Genomic DNA, 22,809 nt, shown 5'->3' on the forward strand with positions numbered 1-22,809 from the left:
TGATCATACATAACTCTTTCCGCCAAGGGAAAAGATATGGTACAGAAACGATTCTTTGGCTGAAAGGAGTAATCACATATGAGAAAATCAATATGTCTGTTGCTGGTACTGCTGCTACTGACAAGCTGCGGTATCGCTAATAAAAAGACATCACCCTCTCCTCAGAATAAACAATCTGCGAATGCTGTAAAGGGTACGGGGAACCATGAAGTTCGGCAATTGTCCAATGATGGTGCGACTAATCCTAAAGCCACCTCAAAAGCTGGTCAAGCCGTCAATGTTAATGGAGAAAGTGAAATTGCACTTAAGGATCATTTTGAACAGTTGGCCAAAAGAGTTCCCGGTGTAAATGGCGCACACTGTGTAGTCATGAACAAAGTTGCCATAGTTGGTCTTGATGTAGAAGGTTCTCTGGGCCGTTCACGTGTAGGAAGCATCAAATATTCTGTAGCGGAAGCCATCCGCAAAGACCCAAGAAGTGTACGGGCGCTTGTCACTGCGGATATGGATCTCTCCAGCAGATTAGCGGAAATGAGCCGCCATATCTCCAAGGGACATCCGATATCCGGATTCTCATCCGAGCTGGCCGATATTATCGGACGAATCATGCCACAGCTGCCAGAGGATACCAAGCGGCAAAAAAATGCACAGTAGAGATTAAGAACAAAAGATGTTCTTTGAGTTCAAAAAAAGCCCAGTGATATTTTCACTAGGCTTTTTTCATGGCAGCAAATACTTGTCCGTCCAACTTCTCAGCGGCACGTCCATCATAAACTTTCGCATATCTTGGGGCGGAGTCAAGCTGAGCGCCGTAAAAAAGCGCGTTGCGGACCGCTTGAATTTCAACATCAAAACAGCACATCTTAAAAGGAACATCTTCTAGCGGGTCCTGCCTTACAGCAGCACTACCGTTAATGGCATATACAGTTCCTTCACCAAACACAGTTATAGTTATTAATGGATTAACCTTCATATTATTCACAAGTCTTGAACGATGATCAATAGCCAAACGCACAGTACTAGGACTAACAGCATAAAGCCACGAAATAGCTGTGGATGTAGGACCGCCTGTCTCCGCATCAACTGTGTTTAGAAGAACAAAGGTTTCCGATTGCAGCATCGATAGCAAAGTTTCATTCAGCTGAGCAACGGCTTCGGACATAAGTACTGGCCCCCTATGCGACGTTAATTCATTCGATTTATTATATTATAGCACAGGCTGAAACTTGCATTCAATTTTAGCTATGGAAGATATTAAGGTCCTCAAGGCGTCTCAGCAGCTGTCGAATCAGCTCCAGTGGAAATTCCTGCAATTCGATCCTGCAAGCTTTTCTTAGCGGCCTCAAACTCCTCATCATTAATATATACATATGGACTTCGCCACGTTCCAGTAACCGGCTTGAATTCGATATTCTCTTTGGAAATCTTCCAATACGTCGCAATCATATCTTTGATTTGCGAATTTTCGATATCTGTCTTCATGTTACTGTCCACTGCATCAAGCACCTTGCCGATTTTTAATACGCCACCAAGCGATTGCATCTGATCCACCAGACTGTTCAGAACTTCGTTCTGGCGTTTGTTGCGATCAAAATCATCTGATGCGTTGGTCTTAGGCTTGCAATTGGATTTACGATACCGCACATAGTCCAGTGCATTTTTTCCATCCAGCTCTGCCGGACCCTTTTTCAGATTGATATTCGTGCCATCCACAGTGTCTGTATAACACATATTTTCACTAATATTTACTTCGACTCCCCCAAGCTCGTCCACTACATCACGGAAGCCCTGAAAATCAAGAATCGTTGTATAATCTACATCAATACCCAAATACTTACCCATCATCGTCTTCATCTCATCTTCAGCCAGTAGACCAGAGGATTTCTCCTTACCCTTGAAGCGAGCATAAAATTCATTAATTTTCGTTTTCTTATAGCCGCTTAGCTCCACATAGGTATCACGAGGAAGCGAAACAATAGTCGCTGATTTAGTCTTAGGATTAAGTGCTGCAACCATGATTACGTCAGTCAAATAAGACTCGTGTTTAGGTCTGTTATCCGTTCCCAGTATAAGCATCGTCAGTGGTTTTTCTGAAGCGGAATGCCCTGGAGCAACCGTACCCTCAACCCCTGCATTAAATACGCCATGCTCAAGCTTCCAATACAGATAACCGCCATAACCCAGCACGCCGAGGATCGCAATAATTAGCAAAGTTAACAATACTCTAACTAATCTGCCAAAAAAACCTCTCTTTTTCACTTTCTTTTTCGTTTTTTTCTTAGAAGCACCCTTCACAGGCTGTTTTCTATTAGTAGGTTGTTGCCCGTTTGCTCTTGGAGGTAAACCGCTGTTTCTTGTACTCATAATAGAATAAAGTCCTTTTCATTTCATTTAGAATTAGAATTGCTACATTAATTAGACGATCCTTAAGGTACAAAAGTTGCGATTACGATCTCTTCGCTGCTGCCGCAGCCTTTCTCTTCTGTCGAGCTTCTACTATATAACGTATCCGTACCATCAGCATTAATCCGACAGCAACCAACAGACACTGGATAATCGGAAGCTTATCATGTTGGAAAATGAGGAGCATGCCAGAGCCAACCGCCATCATTATGTAGAGCATGATTTCCTTGCCAATCGATAACTTTTGATTCACACGAAAGACTTGATTATAAACAAAAGTAAGCAATATAAAGATAACAATATAAGCGACGATTGGATGCTCAGCGAACCACACCTGCATAGATAACCGCACTCCTCCCAAATTTAAGATACGTTTACATTATATCATCAGTAGGGGAATTTTTTGTTTCTTATATTAAAAAAAGCCGCCGGATGCAATAATCCGGCGGTCTTATTCATAAGCATGTGTTTACGCGTTGGCTTGTGCTGTTTTACGTTGTTTCTCTACACGTTCGCGTTCGCCTTTGTTCAGAATCTTTTTACGCAAACGAATGGATTTAGGTGTAATTTCACAATATTCATCATCGTTCAAATATTCAAGTGCGCCTTCCAAAGAGAAGGTGCGTGGTGTCTTCATTTTTACAGTATCATCTTTGCCTGAGGTACGCATGTTGGTAAGTGCTTTTTCCTTACAGATGTTAACGATAATATCGTTATCACGGGTATGCTCGCCTACGATCATACCTTCATAAATTTCTGTACCTGCATCCAAGAAGAGAATACCACGATCCTCAACACCCACGATTCCATATTGAGTTGTTGATCCAGTCTCACTTGCTACAAGCACACCTTGATGACGTCCGCCAACTTGACCAGCAACCAGTGGAGCGTAGCTGTCAAAAGCATGGTTCATAACGCCGTAACCGCGTGTCAAAGTCAAGAAGTAAGTGTTGTAACCAATCAATCCACGTGCAGGAATCAGGAACTCCAGACGTACTTGACCCGTACCGTTGTTAATCATATTGACCATTTCGGCTTTACGAGTACCCAGACTCTCCATAACAGAACCCATGCTCTCTTCTGGAATATCAATCATTAGACGCTCAAGCGGCTCCATTTTGACACCGTCGATTTCTTTAATGATTACTTGTGGTTTAGAAACTTGCATTTCATAACCTTCACGACGCATATTCTCGATCAGAATACCAAGGTGAAGCTCACCGCGTCCAGAAACGATAAATGCATCAGGACTATCAGTTTCTTCCACACGCAAACTCACGTCTGTTTCAAGTTCTTTAAATAGACGCTCACGTAGTTTACGGGAAGTTACCCATTTACCTTCTTTACCAGCAAAAGGACTGTTATTCACTAGGAATGTCATTTGCATGGTTGGTTCGTCAATCTTCAGAACCGGAAGTGCTTCAGGGTTTGCAGGATCAGCAATGGTCTCACCAATATTGATGTCCTTGATCCCTGCAATAGCAACGATATCCCCTGCGCCCGCTTGCTCTGTTTCAATACGTTTCAAACCTTGGAAGCCGAACAATTTCTCGATACGTGCAGTTTTGCTCTTACCATCACGCATAATAACTGTTACAGATTGACCTTGTTTGATCACACCGCGGTTAACACGTCCAATCGCAATACGACCCAAGTATTCGTTATAATCCATCAACGTTACGAGGAATTGAAGTGGTTCTTCAACACTTTCGGTTGGAGCTGGAATATGTTCAACAATGGTTTCGTAGAGCGAAAGCATCGTTTCATCTTGTTTCTCAGGAACCATGCTTGATGTACCATTAAGAGCAGATGCATAAACAACCGGGAATTCCAATTGTTCGTCATTTGCTTCAAGTTCGATGAACAAATCGAGCACTTCATCAATAACTTCCTTAGGACGAGCAGCTGGACGGTCAATCTTGTTCACGACAACGATCGGTGTAAGTTTTTGTTCCAATGCTTTACGCAGAACGAATTTCGTTTGCGGCATGCAGCCTTCATAAGCATCAACAACCAGCAATACACCGTCAACCATTTTCATGATCCGTTCTACTTCGCCACCAAAGTCAGCATGTCCAGGTGTATCCACAATGTTGATCAAAAACTCTTTATAAGTAATTGCTGTATTTTTAGCTAGGATTGTAATTCCACGTTCCCGTTCGATATCATTAGAGTCCATAGCACGTTCTTGCAAGTGCTCATGGGCGCTGAAGATCCCCGATTGTTGAAGGAGCTGATCGACGAGTGTTGTTTTGCCATGGTCAACGTGGGCAATGATCGCAATGTTGCGAATATCTTTTCTTGAATGCATGATTTGTATCCAAATCCTCTCATTTATCAAATTAAAACTGTTAAAATTCATAGCATGTCACGGCAGTCTCACAAAAGAAGCGCCAGGCAGAAAGCCGACGCTTCAACATAACATTAATATTATAGTGAAAGTACCATGAAAAGCAAGTCTTTTTATGAAAAAACAGTTACCAATTTCCGTTTTTTTTCACAAGATCCTACAGCAATTAGCTTCGATACCATCTATTCCGGCCACGTGCTCTGCCTCGACCGGTAATCAGCCAAATTCCTACAGCTATTAATACAATCCCGATCAGGTAGATCGCGCCGGTGCCCATAAGGCTGAAAATACAAAGCGCAAGGCTTAGTAAGCCTAATGTTACAGCAATTGCTGACAGGCCACCCGTCCGTCTAGGTTCATAGATGGAGTATTCATACAAGCCCACGGCAAGACCAAGCAACAGCACAGGCCATAAGCTGCTCATAAGCCCCCATCCCCAAATATTGCAGAGGCCAAACAACAAACCATACACCGTTAATATCCCGGCAGGAACCAATACCGAGGCCGAAGCACGACGGCTGAAAAATAACATGTGTAGTACTATTCCTGGAATTAAAATCACTAGAGGCCAAAGCGCGCGCCCCAAAAATCCGAAGACGCCCAGCTTACCTAATAAAATCACGATGCCAGCAGCAACAATAAAAATTCCTAGCTGTATATCTTTCTTTGAAGACATCCTTCACCCATCCCTTCAATTTCACGTCTACCTCATTTCCTCGTCACCTTATAGCCTGAAAGCGACAGGATTCTTACTCATATATTATCCGAAACATACACAAAATGCCATCACTCCCTGTGATTAATCAGTGTCGATAACCGCTTCTGATCACGCAAAAAAAACGGACAATTCCAATTTATGGAGATGTCCGTTTAGTATTGCCTTTTATTGCAATTTATTAACCTGCAGATGTTTTTCTGCGTTTTATTGCTCCCGTAACGACAACTAATATTCCTAAGGCAATGGGCAAATAGGAATGTGAGGAAGGGAACAAAAAGGAGAGCATCGTCCCTAATTTTGCATCCTGAAGCAACATATCCCCTGCTGTAAACGCCAATATATAAGCACCGATAAATACGAGCACTGGAAACCGGTGTAGCCAGCCTACAATAATGCCGCTTCCCCACACTACTATCGGAATGCTAAGGGCAATCCCGATGACAATTAAAGCCAAATCTCCTTTAGCTACTCCTGCAATAGCTAGTACATTATCCAGGCTCATAATGAAGTCTGCTACAAGAATCGTTCGGATTGCTTTCCAGACTGAGGATGATTCCCTTACTCTGAGATCCTCCTCTTCCTCCAAAAGCAGCTTGAACGCTATCCATAGCAGCAGCATTCCCCCTCCAGCCTGAATATAAGGGATTTTTAATAGCAATACCGCAACAAAAGTAAGCAAACACCGCAGAACAACTGCGCCTGCTGAGCCCCACCATACTGCAGTCTTTCGGTGCTTCGCCGAAAGATCCTTGCTGGCCATTGCGATAACCATTGCATTATCTCCGCTCAGCACCAGATTAATCATCAATATTTCACCAAGGAGCAATAATGAATCCATTCGCACTTACCTCCCCGAGTCACATGTAACTACTTGTATGTTCGGAAATGACAAGCTATGCTTCCTGTCCAACTTTTTTTGAGCGTGAACGCATGTTGGCTCCTTTTTTTGCGTATACAAAACTAAGCATATTTTGAAGCTCAATCTAACAAACTTGGGAGTGACTTTGCTTTGAATACATCCATTTGGGAGTTTATATTATCGCTGCTCAACATTATTTTTCTAGATCTTATTTTGGCGGGAGATAATGCCATTGTGATCGGTCTTGCGGCGCGTAATTTACCGTCAGACACGCAAAAGAAGGCTATCGTATTTGGAACAGCAGGTGCTGTAGTGTTGCGGATCTTCGCAACGATTCTGGTCGTATGGCTGTTGAAAATCCCCTGGTTACTGCTTGCCGGAGGGATTTTACTCATTCTGATTGCCTATAAGCTGTTAACCAGTGAGAACACTTCAACAGATATCAAGGCAGGTCAAAGCTTGTGGTCCGCTGTAGGGACAATCATTTTAGCTGATGCTGCCATGGGCCTTGATAATGTGATCGCCATTGCCGGAGCTGCCAAGCATAATATCTCACTGGTTATCATAGGACTGCTGATCAGTGTCCCCATCGTTGTGTGGGGAAGTACCCTTTTTATTAAATTAATCAACAAATATCCATGGATCATTTATATTGGTTCTGCTGTCTTAGGTTTCACTGCTTCAAGTATGATTACGGATGAACATCAGCTTGCGCCATTTTTTGATCATCATCCGCTGCTCAAATATCTGTTTATAATCGTGATCATTATAGGTATTTTGGCAGCGGGACATTGGAAACGCCAATCAAAACCAGAAGAGCCTCAGGAGGGCACAATCGTCTAAACCACAAAAAAACTGCCTCAGAACGTAGATTTCACTACGCTTCAAGGCAGTTTTTTGGTTTATTATTTTAGAACCATTCTTCCTGTAATCCAGCCTCGACACTTACAACATCACTAGGCTTCTCATCTCCATAGGGAGTGATTAACACGGTCTCTGTGGCTTCAATCGCCGCTTCCAGAAGTTCAGAATATCCCGGAAGCGTAGCCTCTATCTTATCCACAATCCGTAAATTCGGATTTGTTGTAGGTGATTTTGGAACAAATAAAGTACAGCAATCCTCATAAGGAAGGATAGACAAATCATAGGTACCGATGTTCTTCGACAGGTCCACAATATCACTTTTGTCCATCATTACCAGCGGACGCAGAAGGGGCAGGGTTGTCGCCCGGCCAATCACGTTCATGCTTGGCAAGGTCTGGCTAGCGACTTGTCCCAGACTATCCCCGGTTACAATCGCCAATGCACCTTCGCGCTCAGCAAGCTGGGTAGTAATTCTCAGCATTGCCCGCCGCATCAGTGTAATAATCAGATTATCCTGGCCGATGCCGGTAAAGGAAGTCTGCACTTCAGTAAAGGGTACCAGATGCAGCTTGATTACACCCGCATAACGTGACAATACCCGCGCAAGATCCACAACTTTTTGTCTAGCAAGCTCGCTTGTATAAGGATAACTGTAGAAGTGCACGCACTCCACTTCAAGTCCGCGCCGCATGGATGACCAGCCTGCTACGGGACTATCAATGCCACCGGACAGCAATAACATCGCTTTTCCGTTAGTGCCTAATGGAAATCCACCTACACCGGCAATATTTTCACAGAAAATATAAGTATGTCCCTGACGAATTTCGACCCTCAGCTCTAATTCAGGCGATTTAACGTCTACGGTGAGGCCAGGATATCCTTGCAATAGTGGTGTCGCGATCCGTTTATTCATCTCAATGGAGCCGTAAGGGAACTCTTTCCATACCCGCCGAGCATTAACCTTAAATCTGGTGCCCGGAGCAGGCGCGATTATCTCCAAAAATTGACGGCTGACCGCTACAATATCCTCAAGCTCTGACTTAGAAACCTTCACTGGACTAACTGAAGCAATGCCAAATACATTCTTCAGTGCTTGTACCAATTCAATCGCAGATTCCCCGTTCAATTCCACGTAAATTCTTCCGAATTCCTTGCTCAGAACTACGTTTGGATAAGGCTTAATCAATTCCTTCACATGACGCAGTACGGTTTTTTCAAATCGGGTACGATTTTTGCCCTTTAAAGTAAACTCTCCAAAACGCAGGAGCAGCATATCAGCGTATTCTATACTATGGGCTCTGCCTTCTGCAGATTCCTTGTTCATCATGCTCATTTGTTACTTCATTCCTCCTTCAGCAATCTTTAAAGCTTGTACCGCAGTGGTTAATGCTTGCTCAAGCGCAGCGACATCCTCATCTGTATGACTGTCGCCAAGGCTAATACGAATCCCACCTGAAGCACTGGAGACATCTTTACCCATAGACAATAATACACGACTAGGCTCAGCCAGTCGTGAGGAGCAGGCCGAACGGGTGGAGACAGCCATCCCCAGTTCCTCTAGCTTGCGGGCGAATACCTCTCCCTTCATGCCAGGGTAAGAGAAATGCACAATATGGGGAGCTCCATCCTCTCTGCTGTTTATAACAAATTCAGGAACGGTGCGCAAGAAGCGTAATAATCGATCTCGGAGTGGAACCAACTGGGCAACGAAGGTTTCGCGCTGCTCACCACTCATGCGGATAGCTTTGGAGGATGCGACAATCGCAGGTACATTTTCAGTTCCAGCGCGTTGTCCTTCTTCATGAGAGCCCCCTGTAAGCAATGGGAATAGCTTAATTCCCTCTTTGATATACAGTAATCCCACTCCACGTGGGCCTCGAAGCTTATGAGGAGACAGGCTATAAAGATCCACCTGCCAATCCTTTAAGTCAACTGCAAGCTTACCATATCCCTGAACACCATCTACATGAAATAAGGTTCGCGGATTCACAGCTTTAATCAGCTTCCCCATCTCTTTAAGCGGTTGTATCGTTCCAATCTCGTTATTGACATGCATCACACTAACAAGCACTGTGTCGCGCCGGACAGCAGCAGCTACGCGCTCAGGATCAACAACGCCAGTGCTATCGGGTGCTACAAAAGTAACCTCCCAGCCCATTCGCTGCAATTGCAGGAAACTCTCATATACAGAGGGATGCTCTATTTTTGTAGTTACCAAATGGCGACCTCTAGTCTGATATTGCAGAGCAGCGCCTTTTATCGCCAAATTATTGCTTTCCGTTGCACCAGAAGTGAATAGAATCTCCTGCGGTTGTACAGATAAAGCAGTAGCGCATACTTCACGCGACCGTCTGATCAGCTTACCCGCTTCACTGCCCGCACGGTGCAAAGAGGAAGGGTTCGCATAATGCAGCTTCATAATTTGTTCCATCGTCTGCACCACTTCTTCATAGGGCGGTGTAGCGGCGGCATAATCCCAGTAAAGCATATGTCAAATGTCTCCTTTACTTCGTTGAGTGAACTTATTATCGAAAAAGGATCAAACGGTGTTTCCCGTTTGATCCTTTTTATTATACCGCGTATTGAGCGCGAGCGCGTTCTATTTTAAAGATATAAGATTGTGTCTCTTTTGGAAGCAGGCTAAGTTTCTCCAATAATTCCTGATCATTGGTTACTCCCAGATCTGTTACCCGTCCCGGCCCTGCGTTGTAAGCTGCAAGTGCCATCTTTTCCTCTCCGCCAAAGCGTTTCAGTTGATAAGATAAATAACGTACGCCGCCATCAATGTTTTGCGCCGGATCGAACGAATCAGTAACCCCTAAGCCGCTCGCGGTCCCATCCATAAGCTGCATTAAACCTTTAGCCCCTGCCGAAGAGACCACATTAGGATTAAACGAAGATTCAGTATCAATCACTGCTTTGATCAGATCAATCGGCACGCCATATTTAGCACTCGCCTTCTGGATGAGATCATCATAGCTCGTAGGTGTGGAACCCGTTATTTCCCCGGAAATTATGTTATTGAAGGTTTCTGTTGTCCCGCCTATCTGCTGCCATAACAAGCTGCTGACTGAAGTTGCATCCGGGAGAGAAGTCAAATAGCTTGAACTTTCACTACTCGTTGACATTGCCTGAAGCATTGTCGCAAATCCAGAAGCTGAAACTCCCGTTGACCGTTCATTTCCATTCGCGGAGCTAGTTTTTTCGGTTGTAGCCTTAAGGTTGATCCATTTAAGCTGCCCTAACCCGTCGGTTACAGCGGGATTGATCTGCATGCTGGCGCACTCCTTTTTTGTCCTACTCGAATCATATATAAGGTTTCGCGTTGAAATTTCGATGAATTACGGCTTAATCTTACATTTTATCTGAGATTATTGCTATATGTTGGAATGAAAAAACAGACTTCAGACCCTGATATTTAGGTCTAAAAGCCTGTTTAGATCAAAGCCATTCAGTTCTTTTTAGCGCGCAAAGGGAATCATCACGAAGTAACTTAGTGTCGCAACAATCCCTAAGCCCATTGCCCATGCCCCAAGCGTTTTTTGCTCTTTAACATAGGAATAATAACCAACTACGGCAGCGATGGGTCCGAGAATAAAGGACCAGATGAACAATGAGGCGATCCCCATCCCCAGTCCAACATACCCCATTACCCGGCTTCCACTATATTCCGCTTCACTGTCCTTGCGTTCTTCCACTATCCGCGGGGCATCCCGAACCTGCATTGGAACCGGATTTACCTCAGCAGCGTATTCTTCGCGATGCTCTCTGTCCCGACGAGGATAGTCCACTCTCCGCGGACGAAGAATGACTTTTCTCGGACCAGATTGTTCCCGTGATGAGCTTGATTCATTATCCTTTTCTGTGTCCATTCTGGCGGCCTCCTAAGCGTTCGGCTTAAACGTCAGACAACATGTTGCAGATGATGTACTGGCATGATCGCGGTGACCTTCATTTGTCATTTCTTCAGCATATTCTTCCTTATAACCATTGCCTACGTGCTTATCGATCTCGATGACAATTTCTTCAGCCCGGCATAAATTATGCTCGCCCCAATAATGACAATTGCTCACGCTACATTTTACTAATGGTTTTTCACTCGACATAATTATCACCTCGGCTTCATTATGTCCGCTCCATTTACCCGCTATTCGACAGAGTGGTTTCCAGTTGATGTATCGAGACAGGGCTTTTAATCCACGCAAAAAAGGACCAGCTCATTGTCATTACAAAATGACAAAGTGCTGATCCCTTTAGATCACTATTTAGAAGTTAAACCTGATTTTGCATACGTTTCTCGGTCAAATAGTCGTTCTCATAATAAATGAGATCATCGCGAAGATCTTCATACGTTTTGGTGATTTCTAGGATGATATCACGTGCGGGACGTACTGGCTTTTTGCGGAAACGGATTGCATCCTGACCAGTATAAGCGTAACGGCCATCTTCAGAATAGCTTTCATTTTTCGGATAAAAGAAGTTGTTCACGCCATAGTGATATACATTATAAAGCGCTTTCTGTGCAAAAGATTCATCGAATGTCGCACGACGCAGCGCAACGCCTAATTTCTCATATGACATTTCCGAGAACACTAATAGGTGACGAAGATCGGACAGAAAACCTTGGTAAAATTGTACGGTTTCCTCATCTCCCTCAACTACAAGCTGAGGCAATGCATGCTCATTTAGAAATACTTCCATTTTGTCGATTACCACTTTAAGTTTATCTCTCGTCGATTCACATAATTTCTGCACATTGGCTGCTGACATAGCGGTTGCTCCTCCTTATTATTCCCTGCTCTTGTAGTCAATAAAGTTAATCCTCTGAAAGAAACCGCCCTAAAGACGTATCTCTTTATTCTTGCAATATCAGGATGTGAACACAGAGAAGTCTAACCTTCTGAACAATTATTAAGAACAACATCTAATGAGGTATCTCTTACAAAATCAAGAAGACAATTCGAGATACTTATTCTCTCTGATATTATCATAAAAAACGTTAGGAAGGTATCCTTTTCTAAGATGCATAAAAGATACGCTCTCTTCTAAACCTATAGACATTACATTGCATAGAGGAGCGGAAATCATGTCACGAAAAAATCTAACAGTTGCAGGTTTGGTTACAGCAGCTTTTACAGTTGGGTTACTTACCTTTGCCCTGCGCCCTGCCACTAATGGGACGACCAGAGATGTCGCAAAAGTCGCTGTTCAGAATCCGGCTCCAACTTCAGCTTTGCATTCACCTCCAAATCCCTCTCAGGAAAAAACATTAAAGAAAACCTCCTTAAGCCAGGATGTGGAGGCGACAGATCATCTGAATAGAGTCGATGTCAGTAGACACTTAACTAAACTCCTGTCTGAAACAGACGGGATGTCTTCGATTCATGATAAATCAGTGTATGCGAAACGATTGCAGCAAGACCACGGGTTTATCTCCATGCTGATGTGGATCGATTTCCGCACACAAAAGACTGAGACCTTTAAGTCGTCTTTTCCAAAAGGAACCGAACAGGAGAACAAACAGCTTCTAAAATATCTCAATACGGCAAAATCAGCAATCCACGGTCATCAATCCTATGAATCTCCAACGTTTACAATCGGTAAAGAAAAATATTACTTTATCGCTCAGCGGAACAAACAGAAAAATGTAGGGATTATTGCTCTTATTAACCAAAAGGTGCTTGGGCGTGTGGCAGACCATCAGCTGAAGAACCTGCGTCTCATTCCGTATCCTAAGGAAGGCAAATACCATGTGGAATCAGTCCATACCGATAACTTAAAGGACATTACAGTCAAGACCGGCCATGATAACGAAAATGCCAGCCATTTTTATGAGAATGAAATTGTAGTCCGTTTTAAGGGAAATGCTCCGACTCAGGGACAGCTCCAGACGATAACCGCCGATATCCACTGCAAGCAGCCACGCAAGCTGGGATATGCCTATATCTTTCGCTCTGAGAAGATGACCTATTATCAGCTGAAATCCTATTTCACCAACAAATGGCATCCCGAGTATACGGAACCTCACTATATGTATTTAACCAATGATACCATCACTAAAAACGCTGAAGGAACTGTCACGCCTAACGACATGTTATTCTCCACTTACCAATGGAACCTCCCGGCGATTGAAACTGAGCTAGGTTGGAATCTTTCCAAAGGCAGCAAAGAAGTGGTTGTAGCCGTAGTCGATACGGGAGTACAGATTAATCATCCTGATTTACAAGGTAAGCTTTTGACTGGTTACAATGCCATTACCAATGGTTCCACACCCGAGGATGATGTAGGTCACGGTACACATGTATCTGGAATCATTGGCGCACTTGTTAACAACGGGGAAGGTGTAGCTGGCATCAGCTGGTACAATAAGATCCTCCCTGTAAAAGCGCTAGATAACTCAGGTGCCGGAACGACTTATTCCGTAGCAGAAGGTATCATATGGGCAGCTGACAATGGCGCAAAGGTTATTAACTTAAGTTTAGGGAATTATGCCGACTCGCAGTTCCTCCATGATGCGATTAAATACGCCTATGACCGGGACATCGTGCTTGTGTCTGCAGCAGGCAATGATAATACAGAACGGCCTGGATACCCTGCAGCTTATCCCGAAGTGATTGCAGTGGCTGCTACAAATGCTTCAGGGGAAAAAGCCTCCTTCTCCAACTACGGCGATTATATTGATGTCGCTGCACCCGGAGAAAGCATCGCAAGCACCTATCCGGACAGCCAGTATGCCGCTTTATCCGGCACGTCGATGGCCAGTCCCCATGTCGCTGCGCTGGCGGGTCTGGTACGTTCACTGAATCCTAATCTGACGAATAAGGAAGTTATGGACCTTATGACCAAAAACGCTGTTGATCTGGGAACTTCCGGCCATGATAAATACTTTGGCTGGGGTCAGGTCGATATTTATAAAACGCTACAAGCGGCAAGCGGCAATCAAGTTCCATTGCAGCTTTTTCCGCAACATGTACGCCAGCAAATGAATCAATTAAAACAAAGAACAAATAACACCCCATAACCGTATCATTGCAAAAACCGGCCAAGTAAGCGCAGAAACCGCTGTAACCCTTCCTCCATTTCGAGTTCCTTCATTTGCGAATAGCAAAGACGGATGTGGCGGGAAGGCGTTTCCGCAGAGTAACATACATCACCGGGTAAAAAAGAAATGCTCTCCTGCTCCGCCAAGTCATGCAGGCTTGCGATATCAGGAGAAGGGGGCAGCTCCAGCCAGAGATTAAGTCCTCCCTCTGGTAGAATATAGTTCACTCCAGGCGGCGCGTACAGCTTCAGAAGCTTCGCCGCCTTTTCCATACGACCACGGAGTGTAATTCGTAGCTGTGCTGCGTAGGCGTCGTATTTTTCAGCGATGAAGGGTAATACGGCCTTCTGTGTCAGCAAGGGACTTCCTAGATCACTCGCAGATTTAGCGGCGATCAGCCGGGACAGAATATTTCCTTCTGCAGCCACACAGGCGATTCGGCAACCAGGTGCAAGTACTTTGCTAAAGCTTTTCATATAGACTACATGTCCATCGGGATCCATTGATTTAATCGCCCTAGGTGGTGGTGCATGGAAATATAAATCACTAAATGGGTCATCCTCAACAATGAGGCAACGGTAGCTGCGCGCTAATTCCAGCAGTCGTTGTCTTCTTGTGATGCTCATAGTTACGCCGCTTGGATTTTGAAAAGTAGGGATGGTATAAATTAGCTTTGGCGGTCTTTGATCACACATTTTTGTAAGAACATCCACTCGCATCCCTTCACTATCCGTAGGCACAAAAATCATCTCTGCACCTCGTCCCGCAAAAACATCAATAGCACCAGTATAGCTAGGCGCCTCAAGATAGACTGTATCTCCAGGACCAACAAATGTACGAGCCACCAGATCAATGCCTTGCTGGGTCCCGCTGGTTATCATCAAATCGGAAGAAGTGAGTGAAACCCCACGCGATTTCAAATGTTCTCTCATGACATTCCGCAGCTCAAGATCTCCCTGAAAATTCCCGTAGGTTGCCATAAGCTCCGGTTGCTCTTTGACCAAGGATGCATAGGTGTCACCAATATCTTGAAGTGGCAGCAGCTCACTGTGGATGGCGGCTAAATGAAAGGGATATTTCACTTCTGAAACATCAAAATTCCGCCAAAGCTGAGCCCGCGGCAAATAATCATCATATAAATCCTGCCAGCAACCCTCTTCTTGACGTCTATTATGGGTTGGATCGGCTACAAAGCAGCCTTTACCCTGTCTGCAGTAAATAAGTCCTCGTTTCTCAAGCATATCGTAAGCCTTGCTTACTGTAACCTGACTCACGTTCAAGGTTATAGCTAGACTTCTAACGGAGGGCAGCCGGACACCTTGCTGAAGCAGTCCTGATGAGATCCGCTGACTGAGGGTTTCACTAATTTGATGGGGCAGAGTTTTGCTGCCGCTGCGATTCAAATCGATATGCATGAACCCTTCACCTCCACTGTTATATTCAACGCTTTACTGTTATACAGCACTCCTATTATGATAGCATCAAATCGAAAGGTGGAGAACTAATTTATGGATATCAAATACTCAACGGCAGCCAATCATCTAGGATCATCAGCAGTTCGGGAGATTCTAAAAGTTACACAAGGCAATGACATTATTTCACTTGCAGGCGGGCTGCCTGGGGAGGATTTGTTTCCCTTGGAGGCCGTACGTGATGCCTATAATCGTGTGCTCTCCAGCGACACCTCAGCGCTTCAATATGGGCTTACCGAGGGTTTTACTCCACTACGTGACAAAATCGCTGAAAGGCTTACCCGGCAAGGCATCCCGGTTACAGCCTCTGAGATGGTATTGACTACAGGCTCACAGCAAGCTATAGATCTGTTATGCAAAATATTGCTGGATCCCGGCGATGCAGTTTTTGTGGAAGCGCCCACCTATCTGGCAGCACTACAAGTGCTCGGTTCTTACCGGGCTGCTATACATTCGATACCAAATGATGAACATGGCATTCTGCCGGATCAGTTGGAAGAGCAGATTCGGATACATCGGCCAAAACTGCTATACGCAGTTCCGACCTTCAACAATCCGTCTGGAGCAACCTGGAGTAAAGAACGCCGCGAGAAGGTGGTTGAAATCTGCCGCCGTTACGGTGTTCTTATTCTAGAGGACAATCCCTATGGAGAAATAACCTTTGATGAAGATAAAACTCTATATCCACCCTCATTAGCCTCCATCGATAGAAGCTTCGGCGGGGATCATTGTGTAGTCTACACAGGGACCTTCTCCAAGATCGTCGCCCCTGCCCTACGCACCGGCTGGATTATCGGCGATTCCGAACTAATCAAGACCATCGCCAAGGCAAAGCAAGCAGCCGATCTGCATTCCAGCACCATCGACCAGCGTGCTTTAGATGAACTGCTGTTGCATTTTGATATTGAGCAGCATATCCGCCTCATCTCAAGAGAGTATCATTCGCGTATGAAGCTCCTGTCCGCGGAACTCAGATCACATAACTGGAAAGGAGCACATTTCCTCGAGCCAAGAGGCGGCATGTTCCTATGGCTTACCCTTTCCAAAGAGATCAATACTAAGGAATTACTCCCGCTGGCAGTGGAAAACGGAGTAGCGTTCGTACCCGGAGAGGTATTCTATTCAGCGGAGCCTCACAAAAACAAAATGCGCCTTAACTTCACACACACGCCACCAGAGCAAGTTCCTGTTGCTGTCCAGCGTCTAGAGAAAGCATTGGTACAATGGCAGCAAAATCAAAACATCGTTCGGTCGTAAACAACTGCTCGTAATCAATACCTACGATGGCAAAATAAAACGGCTTCTCCATCCTTTATTGGACGGGGAAACCGTTTTTTGTGAGCAGATTTCTGAGCTTTCACTTTTGCGCATTTGCAGAATGTGACCTTTACGCATTTCTGCACATCTCATTTTTGTATTTTTACTTTTAGTGTTTTTGCACATCACATTTCGCAATTCCACATTGAGCGTTTCTGCTCAGCTCATTTCGTATCTTCACATTTCACATTCAGCAATTTTTGCTCTTCACATTTCGAATTGCCATTATTCAGCGCCTCTGTACAGCTTATTTCGTATTTCCACATTTCAGCGTTCCTGCACATCTCATTTCGCATTTTCACATTCGCATTTCTACACATCTCATTTCGCATTCAGCAAATTTGCACGTCATATATCCCATTTCCCACATTTCGCTTTCCGCATCACCAAACATCCTCTAGTTACTCAACACATCTACCACTCAATTAACTCCGATTTCACAGGAAGTTACAGCCAGAGGTTACAATTGATATTTCGCTACTAACTCCAATCTTCCCGCAGAAGATTAGCCAAGCTCCGCATTGTTACAGTTTGCTAGCTACTAGTCTAATTCTGGCGTCAAAGTAACCATGGCGTTCGGAAGTTCGGGAGTTCTGAATTCTGGAGTTCTGAGTTCTGGAGTTCTGGAATTCTGGAGTTCTGGAATTCTGGAGTTCTGGAGTTCTGGAGTTCTGGAGTTCTGGAGTTCTGGAGTTCTGGAGTTCTGGAGTCTAGAGTTCTGAGTTCTGGAGTTCTAGAGTTCTAGAGTTCTGAGTTCTGGAGTTCTGGAGGTTTGTATCGGACCCCAGCGCTCTTATTTGCATCAATTCCGCTCATTTGGTTTGCTATCGGACCCCATAGTCACTATTCGATCCAAAACGCCCGATATCCACCCTATTTATGCCGAATAACGGCTCTCCAGTCCGAAACTCCTCCAAAAAGGCATAAAATACACAAATAGCTGCATCTCGGTCCGTTAGCATATCAGCTCATCAAACCATCAACCATCATCCATCAACCACCAGCCATCTATTCATCAACCACCAGCCATCTGCTCATCAGCCATCAGCCATCTGCTCATCAGCCCATCAGCCATCTATTCATCAACCACCAGCCATCTATTCATCAACCACCAGCCATCTGCTCATCAACCACCAGCCATCTGCTCATCAACCACCAGCCATCTGCTCATCAGCCCATCAGCCCATCAGCCGCTAGCAATTCTTCTAAAAAGTCTAATTTCTGCATATCACGTTCCAAATCCCTGCATGTTATCTCATTCACCGCTTTATATATATTTGCCGTATCCGCATTTGTTTGCAACAAAAAAGGCGGCGTAAGCCGGGTTACCGGGATACGTCGCCGTTTGTATGGTGTTGTTATTATAACGTTGCAGTTAGGAAAGTTTGCCGTAAGCCGGGTTCTGTGCTCGTCGTGGTTCGATCGGGAACTACCCTCCCACCATAAGCGACAATCATCTATCTAGGCCATACATTACTGCACAGCTCCAGCGACCAACCTAGACGCGCCTCAGGCTAAGGCTGCTTATTCAGCTGCGTCTCATTAGGTCTTGCTCCAGATGGGGTTTACCAGGAACGAAGTCACCAGCGTTCCTCGGGGTCTCTTACACCTCGGTTCCATCCTTGCCTGTGCCGCCCTAAGGCGGCCATCGGCGGTCCATTTCTGTGGCACTATCCTTCAGCTCGCGCCGACTGGACGTTATCCAGCATCCTGCCTTATGGAGCCCGGACTTTCCTCCCGTGACGTCTTCACGTCACCGGCGATTGTCTGTCAAACTTTCCGAACAACATTATATATTATACAGACATCACATGTCTGGCACAAGCATTATTAAATGGCAATTTTATAGGAACTTAAATGGCTCCGTATTCACCTGCGAAGCATGGACAGCTGTATCATACTTATGCTCGGCCAATTTTCCAGCCATCCACTCCGCTACTTTCTCTTTCATGATCTTCTCCGCATTATGTCCCGGATCAATCAGAGTGATTCCGGCGAGCGCAGCATCCTGAACTGTATGATAATCCAGATCCCCAGTAACCAGGACATCCGCACCGCGGAAAATAGCACTGTTATAATACTTTCCACCCGAGCCGCCGAGAACGGCAGCTTTACGAATCGGACGGTCCAAATCACCAACAACCCGTACATGGTCTACCTTCAGGCCTTTTTTTACCGTCTCCACGAATTGTCCAAGGGTTGTAGGCTCTTTGAGCTTTCCTACCCGCCCAAGTCCTAAGCTGCGGCCTTTAAGATCCATTGAGTACAAATCATAGGCAACCTCTTCATAAGGATGGGCCTTAAGCATAGCCTGCACCACTTTATTGCGGATGGAGTGCGGGACGATCGTCTCAATACGAATTTCCTCGGCACGTTCCATCTTACCTTTTTCCCCGATATAAGGATCCGTGCCTTCTCCTGGAATAAAAGTACCGTATCCCTCGATATTGAAGCTGCAATGACTATAGTTGCCAATTGCCCCTGCTCCAGCATTCAGAATAGCATCCAGAACCTTCTGATGATGATCCTTCGGCACAAATACTACCAGCTTTGATAATTGCTCGGAGTGAATGTCTTTGATGGGTACTCCGTTTTCTATGCCAAGAGCTTCAGCCATCCAATCATTCATTCCACCTTCGGTGACATCCAGATTCGTGTGGCTGATGTACACCGCAATGTCATTCTTAATTAATTTTTCATACATTTTGCCCGTCGGTGTGTCTGTCTGGATTCCTTGCAATGGACGGAAAATAATCGCATGATGCGCAATAATCAAATTGCAGCCTAGACGAATCGCTTCTTCAACTACCTCATCATTCACATCTAAAGCAACTAATACATTAGTGATTTCTTTTTGCAGCGTGCCCAGTTGAAGACCAATTTTATCCCAATCCTCAGCTAAATGCTTAGGAGCCAGTTGCTCCATATACTGAATTACTGTTTGTCCCTTGGCAAACATTGTAGCACCTCCGTAATTTCCCTGATCTGACCTTGAATCTGTTTCCGTTTATGCTCAGCAGATTCGAGTTCTGAACGTGACAACGATGTTAAAATGCCTTCCAATTTCTGAATCTCACCCTGCCACTTAGCAAAAAACACAGCATTTGGTGCTTGAAGCAGCCATGGTCCCATTTGAAGCAAGGCCTCTTGCCCAAGGACTTTAGCGGAATCCCCCAAGGTTAATTCACGATATACACTTTCATTTGTAATTCCAGCTTCCGTATTTTCTGGTACAGCCGTCAATACTTCATATAGCTTCCCGTCTTCTTCCAAAATTCTCTCAGCTACGAGTACCCATTTATTATTTAATAACCAGCGGCGCAAAATATCCTCGCCTACATTCGGTTGAAGCAAAAGGGTTGTAACCTCTTTTAGCTTACCCTGGCTTTGACCCCGGTCCAGAATCGCGGCAATTAATGCGCCTCCCATGCCAGCAATCGTGATACAATTGACTTCACCAGGTTCCAGAACCTCAAGGCCGTCTCCACGGCGCACCGAGATCACCTTCCCTAGTCCAGCCTCTGCAACGCCCTTACAAGCAGCATCAAAGGGACCCGGGTTTACTTCACCTGCAATTGCAAACACAGCCTTACCGCTTTCGACAGCGGCCACAGGAAGCAAGGCATGATCGGAACCGATATCTGCTAATCTGCTTCCTTGTGGAATTTGCTCCAGCAATTGCTGAAGCCGATCTGATAATTTCACATTGTTCATGTTGCCACCCACGTTATCCATTTTTTTCGAAACCCAAACAACAAAGCTAACCCTGCTGCAATCTTTAGGATCAGCATCAATGAAATCCACTGCGGATAATCCTGTCTTAATAAAAGAGCGTCAAGCTCTGGCATGATCCAAAGCGATACTCCCACTGCAAAATAAACACTGGCAACACCTCTTACCTTATGATGCAAAAGCCAGCTTAACCATACCATCAGCACACACAATGGCAGCCATAGGAACTCCAGTTCAAATATAGAGGCCTCCGGGCTTCTTCCACCGAAGAACCCTGCATACAGTAATGCCCAAAAAGCAAAACCACAGTACTGCAACAAACCTATCCGGAGTAAAAATCCCAAAATACACCATAACAAGCCGCAGCACCCAATTAGAATAGGCCTCCAGAGCTGAGGATCCAGATCATGCAAATCAATCAGCCATAGCCCAAAACCAAGCGTTAAAACGCTGCCCAGCCCCGCTAGGATAAGACTGATAACATTGTTCCGGTCCTTATAAACGGCGGAGTATCCATAACAAATAATTAATACAGATAGTGCGGTTGCAAGTTGCAAAGGCCAGGGAAAAACGCTAAAATAAAGACTAATCAAGAAAATCAAGGAAATAATTCCAAAAGAAAACAGCCAAATTTTGATGCTTCCCTGCTGTAAATTTCTCAGCGAAATTGGATTGTTATCCTTATTCGCATCCTCATCGTTATACAGATTGGTTAAGAAATCGCAATACTGCTCTGGCAGCAACCGGCTTTTTCTCCAATACTGAATCTCTTTTATAATGATGTCGCGTTTTTCCAAATTCACTGGCTCATCCTTCTTTCCAGGTACACAAGGTCAACACATTTTTTACCAGCGTAAATTCAAATAAAAGAACCTCCTGCCACTGAGCAGCAGAAGGTCCAGTTCATGAAATACTATTCAAGGAAATCCTTAAGCCGTTTACTGCGGCTAGGGTGACGAAGTTTGCGCAATGCCTTGGCTTCGATCTGGCGGATCCGTTCCCGGGTAACACCAAACACCTTGCCGACTTCTTCAAGCGTTCTTGTCCGTCCATCATCAAGGCCAAAACGCAGACGAAGTACATTCTCTTCACGCTCCGTGAGCGTGTCCAGCACATCCTCCAGCTGTTCCTTCAGGAGTTCATAAGCCGCTGCATCCGCAGGAGCCAATGCTTCCTGATCCTCAATGAAGTCTCCTAGATGAGAGTCATCTTCTTCACCAATTGGTGTTTCCAAGGATACAGGTTCTTGGGCAATCTTCATGATCTCTCTAACTTTCTCCACCGTCAGTTCCATCTCAGCCGCAATTTCCTCTGGGGAAGGTTCGCGTCCCAGTTCTTGCAGCAATTGGCGAGAAACCCGAATCAGCTTGTTGATCGTTTCCACCATGTGTACAGGAATACGAATGGTACGCGCCTGATCCGCAATCGCACGAGTGATTGCCTGGCGAATCCACCAAGTCGCATACGTACTAAATTTGAATCCCTTGTTATGGTCAAATTTCTCTACTGCTTTGATCAGACCCATATTACCTTCCTGAATCAGATCCAGGAACAGCATACCGCGTCCGACATAACGTTTCGCGATACTTACTACGAGACGCAGGTTCGCTTCTGCAAGACGGCGTTTAGCTTCTTCATCGCCATTCTTAATCCGCATAGCAAGCTCAACTTCATCGTCAGCCGACAACAAAGGAACGCGTCCGATTTCTTTTAGATACATACGGACAGGGTCATTAATCTTGATCCCTGGTGGCAGCGACAGATCGTCATCAAAGCTGAAATCATCGCTGTCTTTATCCTCATTATCCTCACTTGGTCGGAGGCTGTTAACCTCTTCATCGTTCTCGTTTACAACCTCAATTCCCAAATCACTGAGTTGCTCGTAGAACTCCTCCATTTGCTCGGGGTCTTGATCAAACGGCGATAATTTCTCCATAATATCTTTGTAATTTAATGATGATCTTTTCTTACCTTGCTCAATGAGCTGATCCTTAACCTGATCCAAAGTAAATTCTGCTTCCAATTCAGTATGCTGATCGTTCGCCATAATTC

General features: G+C 45.0%; 22 protein-coding genes and 1 other RNA gene. 5 read left to right on the forward strand and 18 right to left on the reverse strand.

From position 1 onward, the window contains the following. Window positions 1-78: 78 nt before the first annotated feature. Complete coding sequence (locus MHI32_RS23360; RefSeq protein ID WP_340011019.1) at window positions 79-654, forward strand: YhcN/YlaJ family sporulation lipoprotein; 576 nt, start codon at window positions 79-81, stop codon at window positions 652-654. 55 nt (window positions 655-709) lie between these two features. Here the strand turns inward: MHI32_RS23360 and MHI32_RS23365 are convergent, their stop codons facing one another. The 6 genes from MHI32_RS23365 to MHI32_RS23390 all read right to left on the reverse strand — a co-directional run bounded on the left by MHI32_RS23365 (window position 710) and on the right by MHI32_RS23390 (window position 6,309). Next, window positions 710-1,162 (reverse strand): pyridoxamine 5'-phosphate oxidase family protein, encoded by a 453-nt coding sequence (locus MHI32_RS23365; protein ID WP_076129033.1) that lies wholly within the window; start codon window positions 1,160-1,162, stop codon window positions 710-712. A gap of 101 nt (window positions 1,163-1,263) precedes the next feature. Beyond that, complete coding sequence (locus MHI32_RS23370; protein WP_340011021.1) at window positions 1,264-2,364, reverse strand: LCP family protein; 1,101 nt, start codon at window positions 2,362-2,364, stop codon at window positions 1,264-1,266. An 82-nt stretch (window positions 2,365-2,446) separates the two neighbouring features. Further along, window positions 2,447-2,743, reverse strand: coding sequence for a YlaH-like family protein (locus tag MHI32_RS23375; RefSeq protein WP_076179286.1), 297 nt, complete (start codon window positions 2,741-2,743; stop codon window positions 2,447-2,449). 129 nt (window positions 2,744-2,872) lie between these two features. Further along, complete coding sequence (gene typA / locus MHI32_RS23380; RefSeq protein WP_076129029.1) at window positions 2,873-4,714, reverse strand: translational GTPase TypA; 1,842 nt, start codon at window positions 4,712-4,714, stop codon at window positions 2,873-2,875. A 205-nt stretch (window positions 4,715-4,919) separates the two neighbouring features. Continuing rightward, a complete protein-coding gene (locus MHI32_RS23385) occupies window positions 4,920-5,429 on the reverse strand; it encodes a hypothetical protein (RefSeq protein ID WP_076217856.1) in 510 nt (169 codons plus the stop codon). 220 nt (window positions 5,430-5,649) lie between these two features. Beyond that, entirely contained in the window at window positions 5,650-6,309 is a 660-nt protein-coding gene (locus tag MHI32_RS23390; protein WP_076136549.1) for a TerC family protein, read from the reverse strand. A gap of 171 nt (window positions 6,310-6,480) precedes the next feature. On the opposite strand from MHI32_RS23390, the gene MHI32_RS23395 reads away from it, so the two are divergent. Continuing rightward, a complete protein-coding gene (locus MHI32_RS23395) occupies window positions 6,481-7,173 on the forward strand; it encodes a TerC family protein (protein ID WP_076278783.1) in 693 nt (230 codons plus the stop codon). A 67-nt stretch (window positions 7,174-7,240) separates the two neighbouring features. Here MHI32_RS23395 and thiI read toward each other — a convergent pair whose 3' ends face one another. The 6 genes from thiI to MHI32_RS23425 all read right to left on the reverse strand — a co-directional run bounded on the left by thiI (window position 7,241) and on the right by MHI32_RS23425 (window position 11,964). Next, window positions 7,241-8,521 (reverse strand): tRNA uracil 4-sulfurtransferase ThiI, encoded by a 1,281-nt coding sequence (gene thiI, locus MHI32_RS23400; protein WP_248549392.1) that lies wholly within the window; start codon window positions 8,519-8,521, stop codon window positions 7,241-7,243. 9 nt (window positions 8,522-8,530) lie between these two features. Then, the gene (locus MHI32_RS23405; protein WP_076129021.1) at window positions 8,531-9,682 is read right to left on the reverse strand and encodes a cysteine desulfurase family protein; all 1,152 of its coding nucleotides are present in this window, start codon (window positions 9,680-9,682) and stop codon (window positions 8,531-8,533) included. 82 nt (window positions 9,683-9,764) lie between these two features. Then, entirely contained in the window at window positions 9,765-10,469 is a 705-nt protein-coding gene (locus MHI32_RS23410) for a lytic transglycosylase domain-containing protein (RefSeq protein WP_038572880.1), read from the reverse strand. 186 nt (window positions 10,470-10,655) lie between these two features. Continuing rightward, a complete protein-coding gene (locus tag MHI32_RS23415; protein WP_038572882.1) occupies window positions 10,656-11,066 on the reverse strand; it encodes a hypothetical protein in 411 nt (136 codons plus the stop codon). 12 nt (window positions 11,067-11,078) lie between these two features. Next, window positions 11,079-11,300, reverse strand: a complete 222-nt coding sequence (locus MHI32_RS23420; RefSeq protein WP_036683762.1) for a DUF1540 domain-containing protein — start codon at window positions 11,298-11,300, stop codon at window positions 11,079-11,081. A 166-nt stretch (window positions 11,301-11,466) separates the two neighbouring features. Then, complete coding sequence (locus MHI32_RS23425) at window positions 11,467-11,964, reverse strand: YpuI family protein (protein WP_036683764.1); 498 nt, start codon at window positions 11,962-11,964, stop codon at window positions 11,467-11,469. Between the two features lie 316 nt (window positions 11,965-12,280). On the opposite strand from MHI32_RS23425, the gene MHI32_RS23430 reads away from it, so the two are divergent. Continuing rightward, entirely contained in the window at window positions 12,281-14,215 is a 1,935-nt protein-coding gene (locus MHI32_RS23430) for a S8 family peptidase (RefSeq protein ID WP_076129017.1), read from the forward strand. A 5-nt stretch (window positions 14,216-14,220) separates the two neighbouring features. Here the strand turns inward: MHI32_RS23430 and MHI32_RS23435 are convergent, their stop codons facing one another. After that, on the reverse strand, window positions 14,221-15,651 hold the full coding sequence (locus tag MHI32_RS23435) for a PLP-dependent aminotransferase family protein (protein ID WP_076281222.1): 1,431 nt from the start codon (window positions 15,649-15,651) through the stop codon (window positions 14,221-14,223). Between the two features lie 93 nt (window positions 15,652-15,744). On the opposite strand from MHI32_RS23435, the gene MHI32_RS23440 reads away from it, so the two are divergent. Together MHI32_RS23440 and MHI32_RS23445 are read left to right on the forward strand one after the other, a co-directional pair. Beyond that, window positions 15,745-16,965: a PLP-dependent aminotransferase family protein gene (locus tag MHI32_RS23440; RefSeq protein WP_076278785.1), complete on the forward strand. Its 1,221-nt coding sequence runs from the start codon at window positions 15,745-15,747 to the stop codon at window positions 16,963-16,965. Window positions 16,966-17,594: 629 nt separating this feature from the next. After that, window positions 17,595-17,747 (forward strand): hypothetical protein, encoded by a 153-nt coding sequence (locus MHI32_RS23445; protein ID WP_340011026.1) that lies wholly within the window; start codon window positions 17,595-17,597, stop codon window positions 17,745-17,747. A gap of 654 nt (window positions 17,748-18,401) precedes the next feature. On the opposite strand, the gene rnpB is transcribed toward MHI32_RS23445, so the two are convergent. From rnpB to rpoD, 5 genes are all read right to left on the reverse strand, one after another. After that, window positions 18,402-18,804: RNase P RNA component class A (rnpB, locus tag MHI32_RS23450), an RNA gene on the reverse strand. A 64-nt stretch (window positions 18,805-18,868) separates the two neighbouring features. Next, window positions 18,869-19,984, reverse strand: coding sequence for a Nif3-like dinuclear metal center hexameric protein (locus MHI32_RS23455; RefSeq protein ID WP_036683794.1), 1,116 nt, complete (start codon window positions 19,982-19,984; stop codon window positions 18,869-18,871). Beyond that, window positions 19,960-20,730, reverse strand: coding sequence for a class I SAM-dependent methyltransferase (locus tag MHI32_RS23460; RefSeq protein WP_076192145.1), 771 nt, complete (start codon window positions 20,728-20,730; stop codon window positions 19,960-19,962). Before MHI32_RS23460 ends, MHI32_RS23455 begins: the two co-directional genes overlap by 25 nt. Before the next feature lie 5 nt (window positions 20,731-20,735). Further along, a complete protein-coding gene (locus MHI32_RS23465) occupies window positions 20,736-21,560 on the reverse strand; it encodes a hypothetical protein (protein WP_340011027.1) in 825 nt (274 codons plus the stop codon). A 110-nt stretch (window positions 21,561-21,670) separates the two neighbouring features. Then, window positions 21,671-22,804: an RNA polymerase sigma factor RpoD gene (gene rpoD, locus MHI32_RS23470; RefSeq protein WP_036683799.1), complete on the reverse strand. Its 1,134-nt coding sequence runs from the start codon at window positions 22,802-22,804 to the stop codon at window positions 21,671-21,673. Window positions 22,805-22,809: the final 5 nt, after the last annotated feature.

Origin of the sequence: Paenibacillus sp. FSL H7-0690, assembly GCF_037980415.1 — a bacterium.
GTDB classification, from domain to species: domain Bacteria; phylum Bacillota; class Bacilli; order Paenibacillales; family Paenibacillaceae; genus Paenibacillus_AQ; species Paenibacillus_AQ odorifer.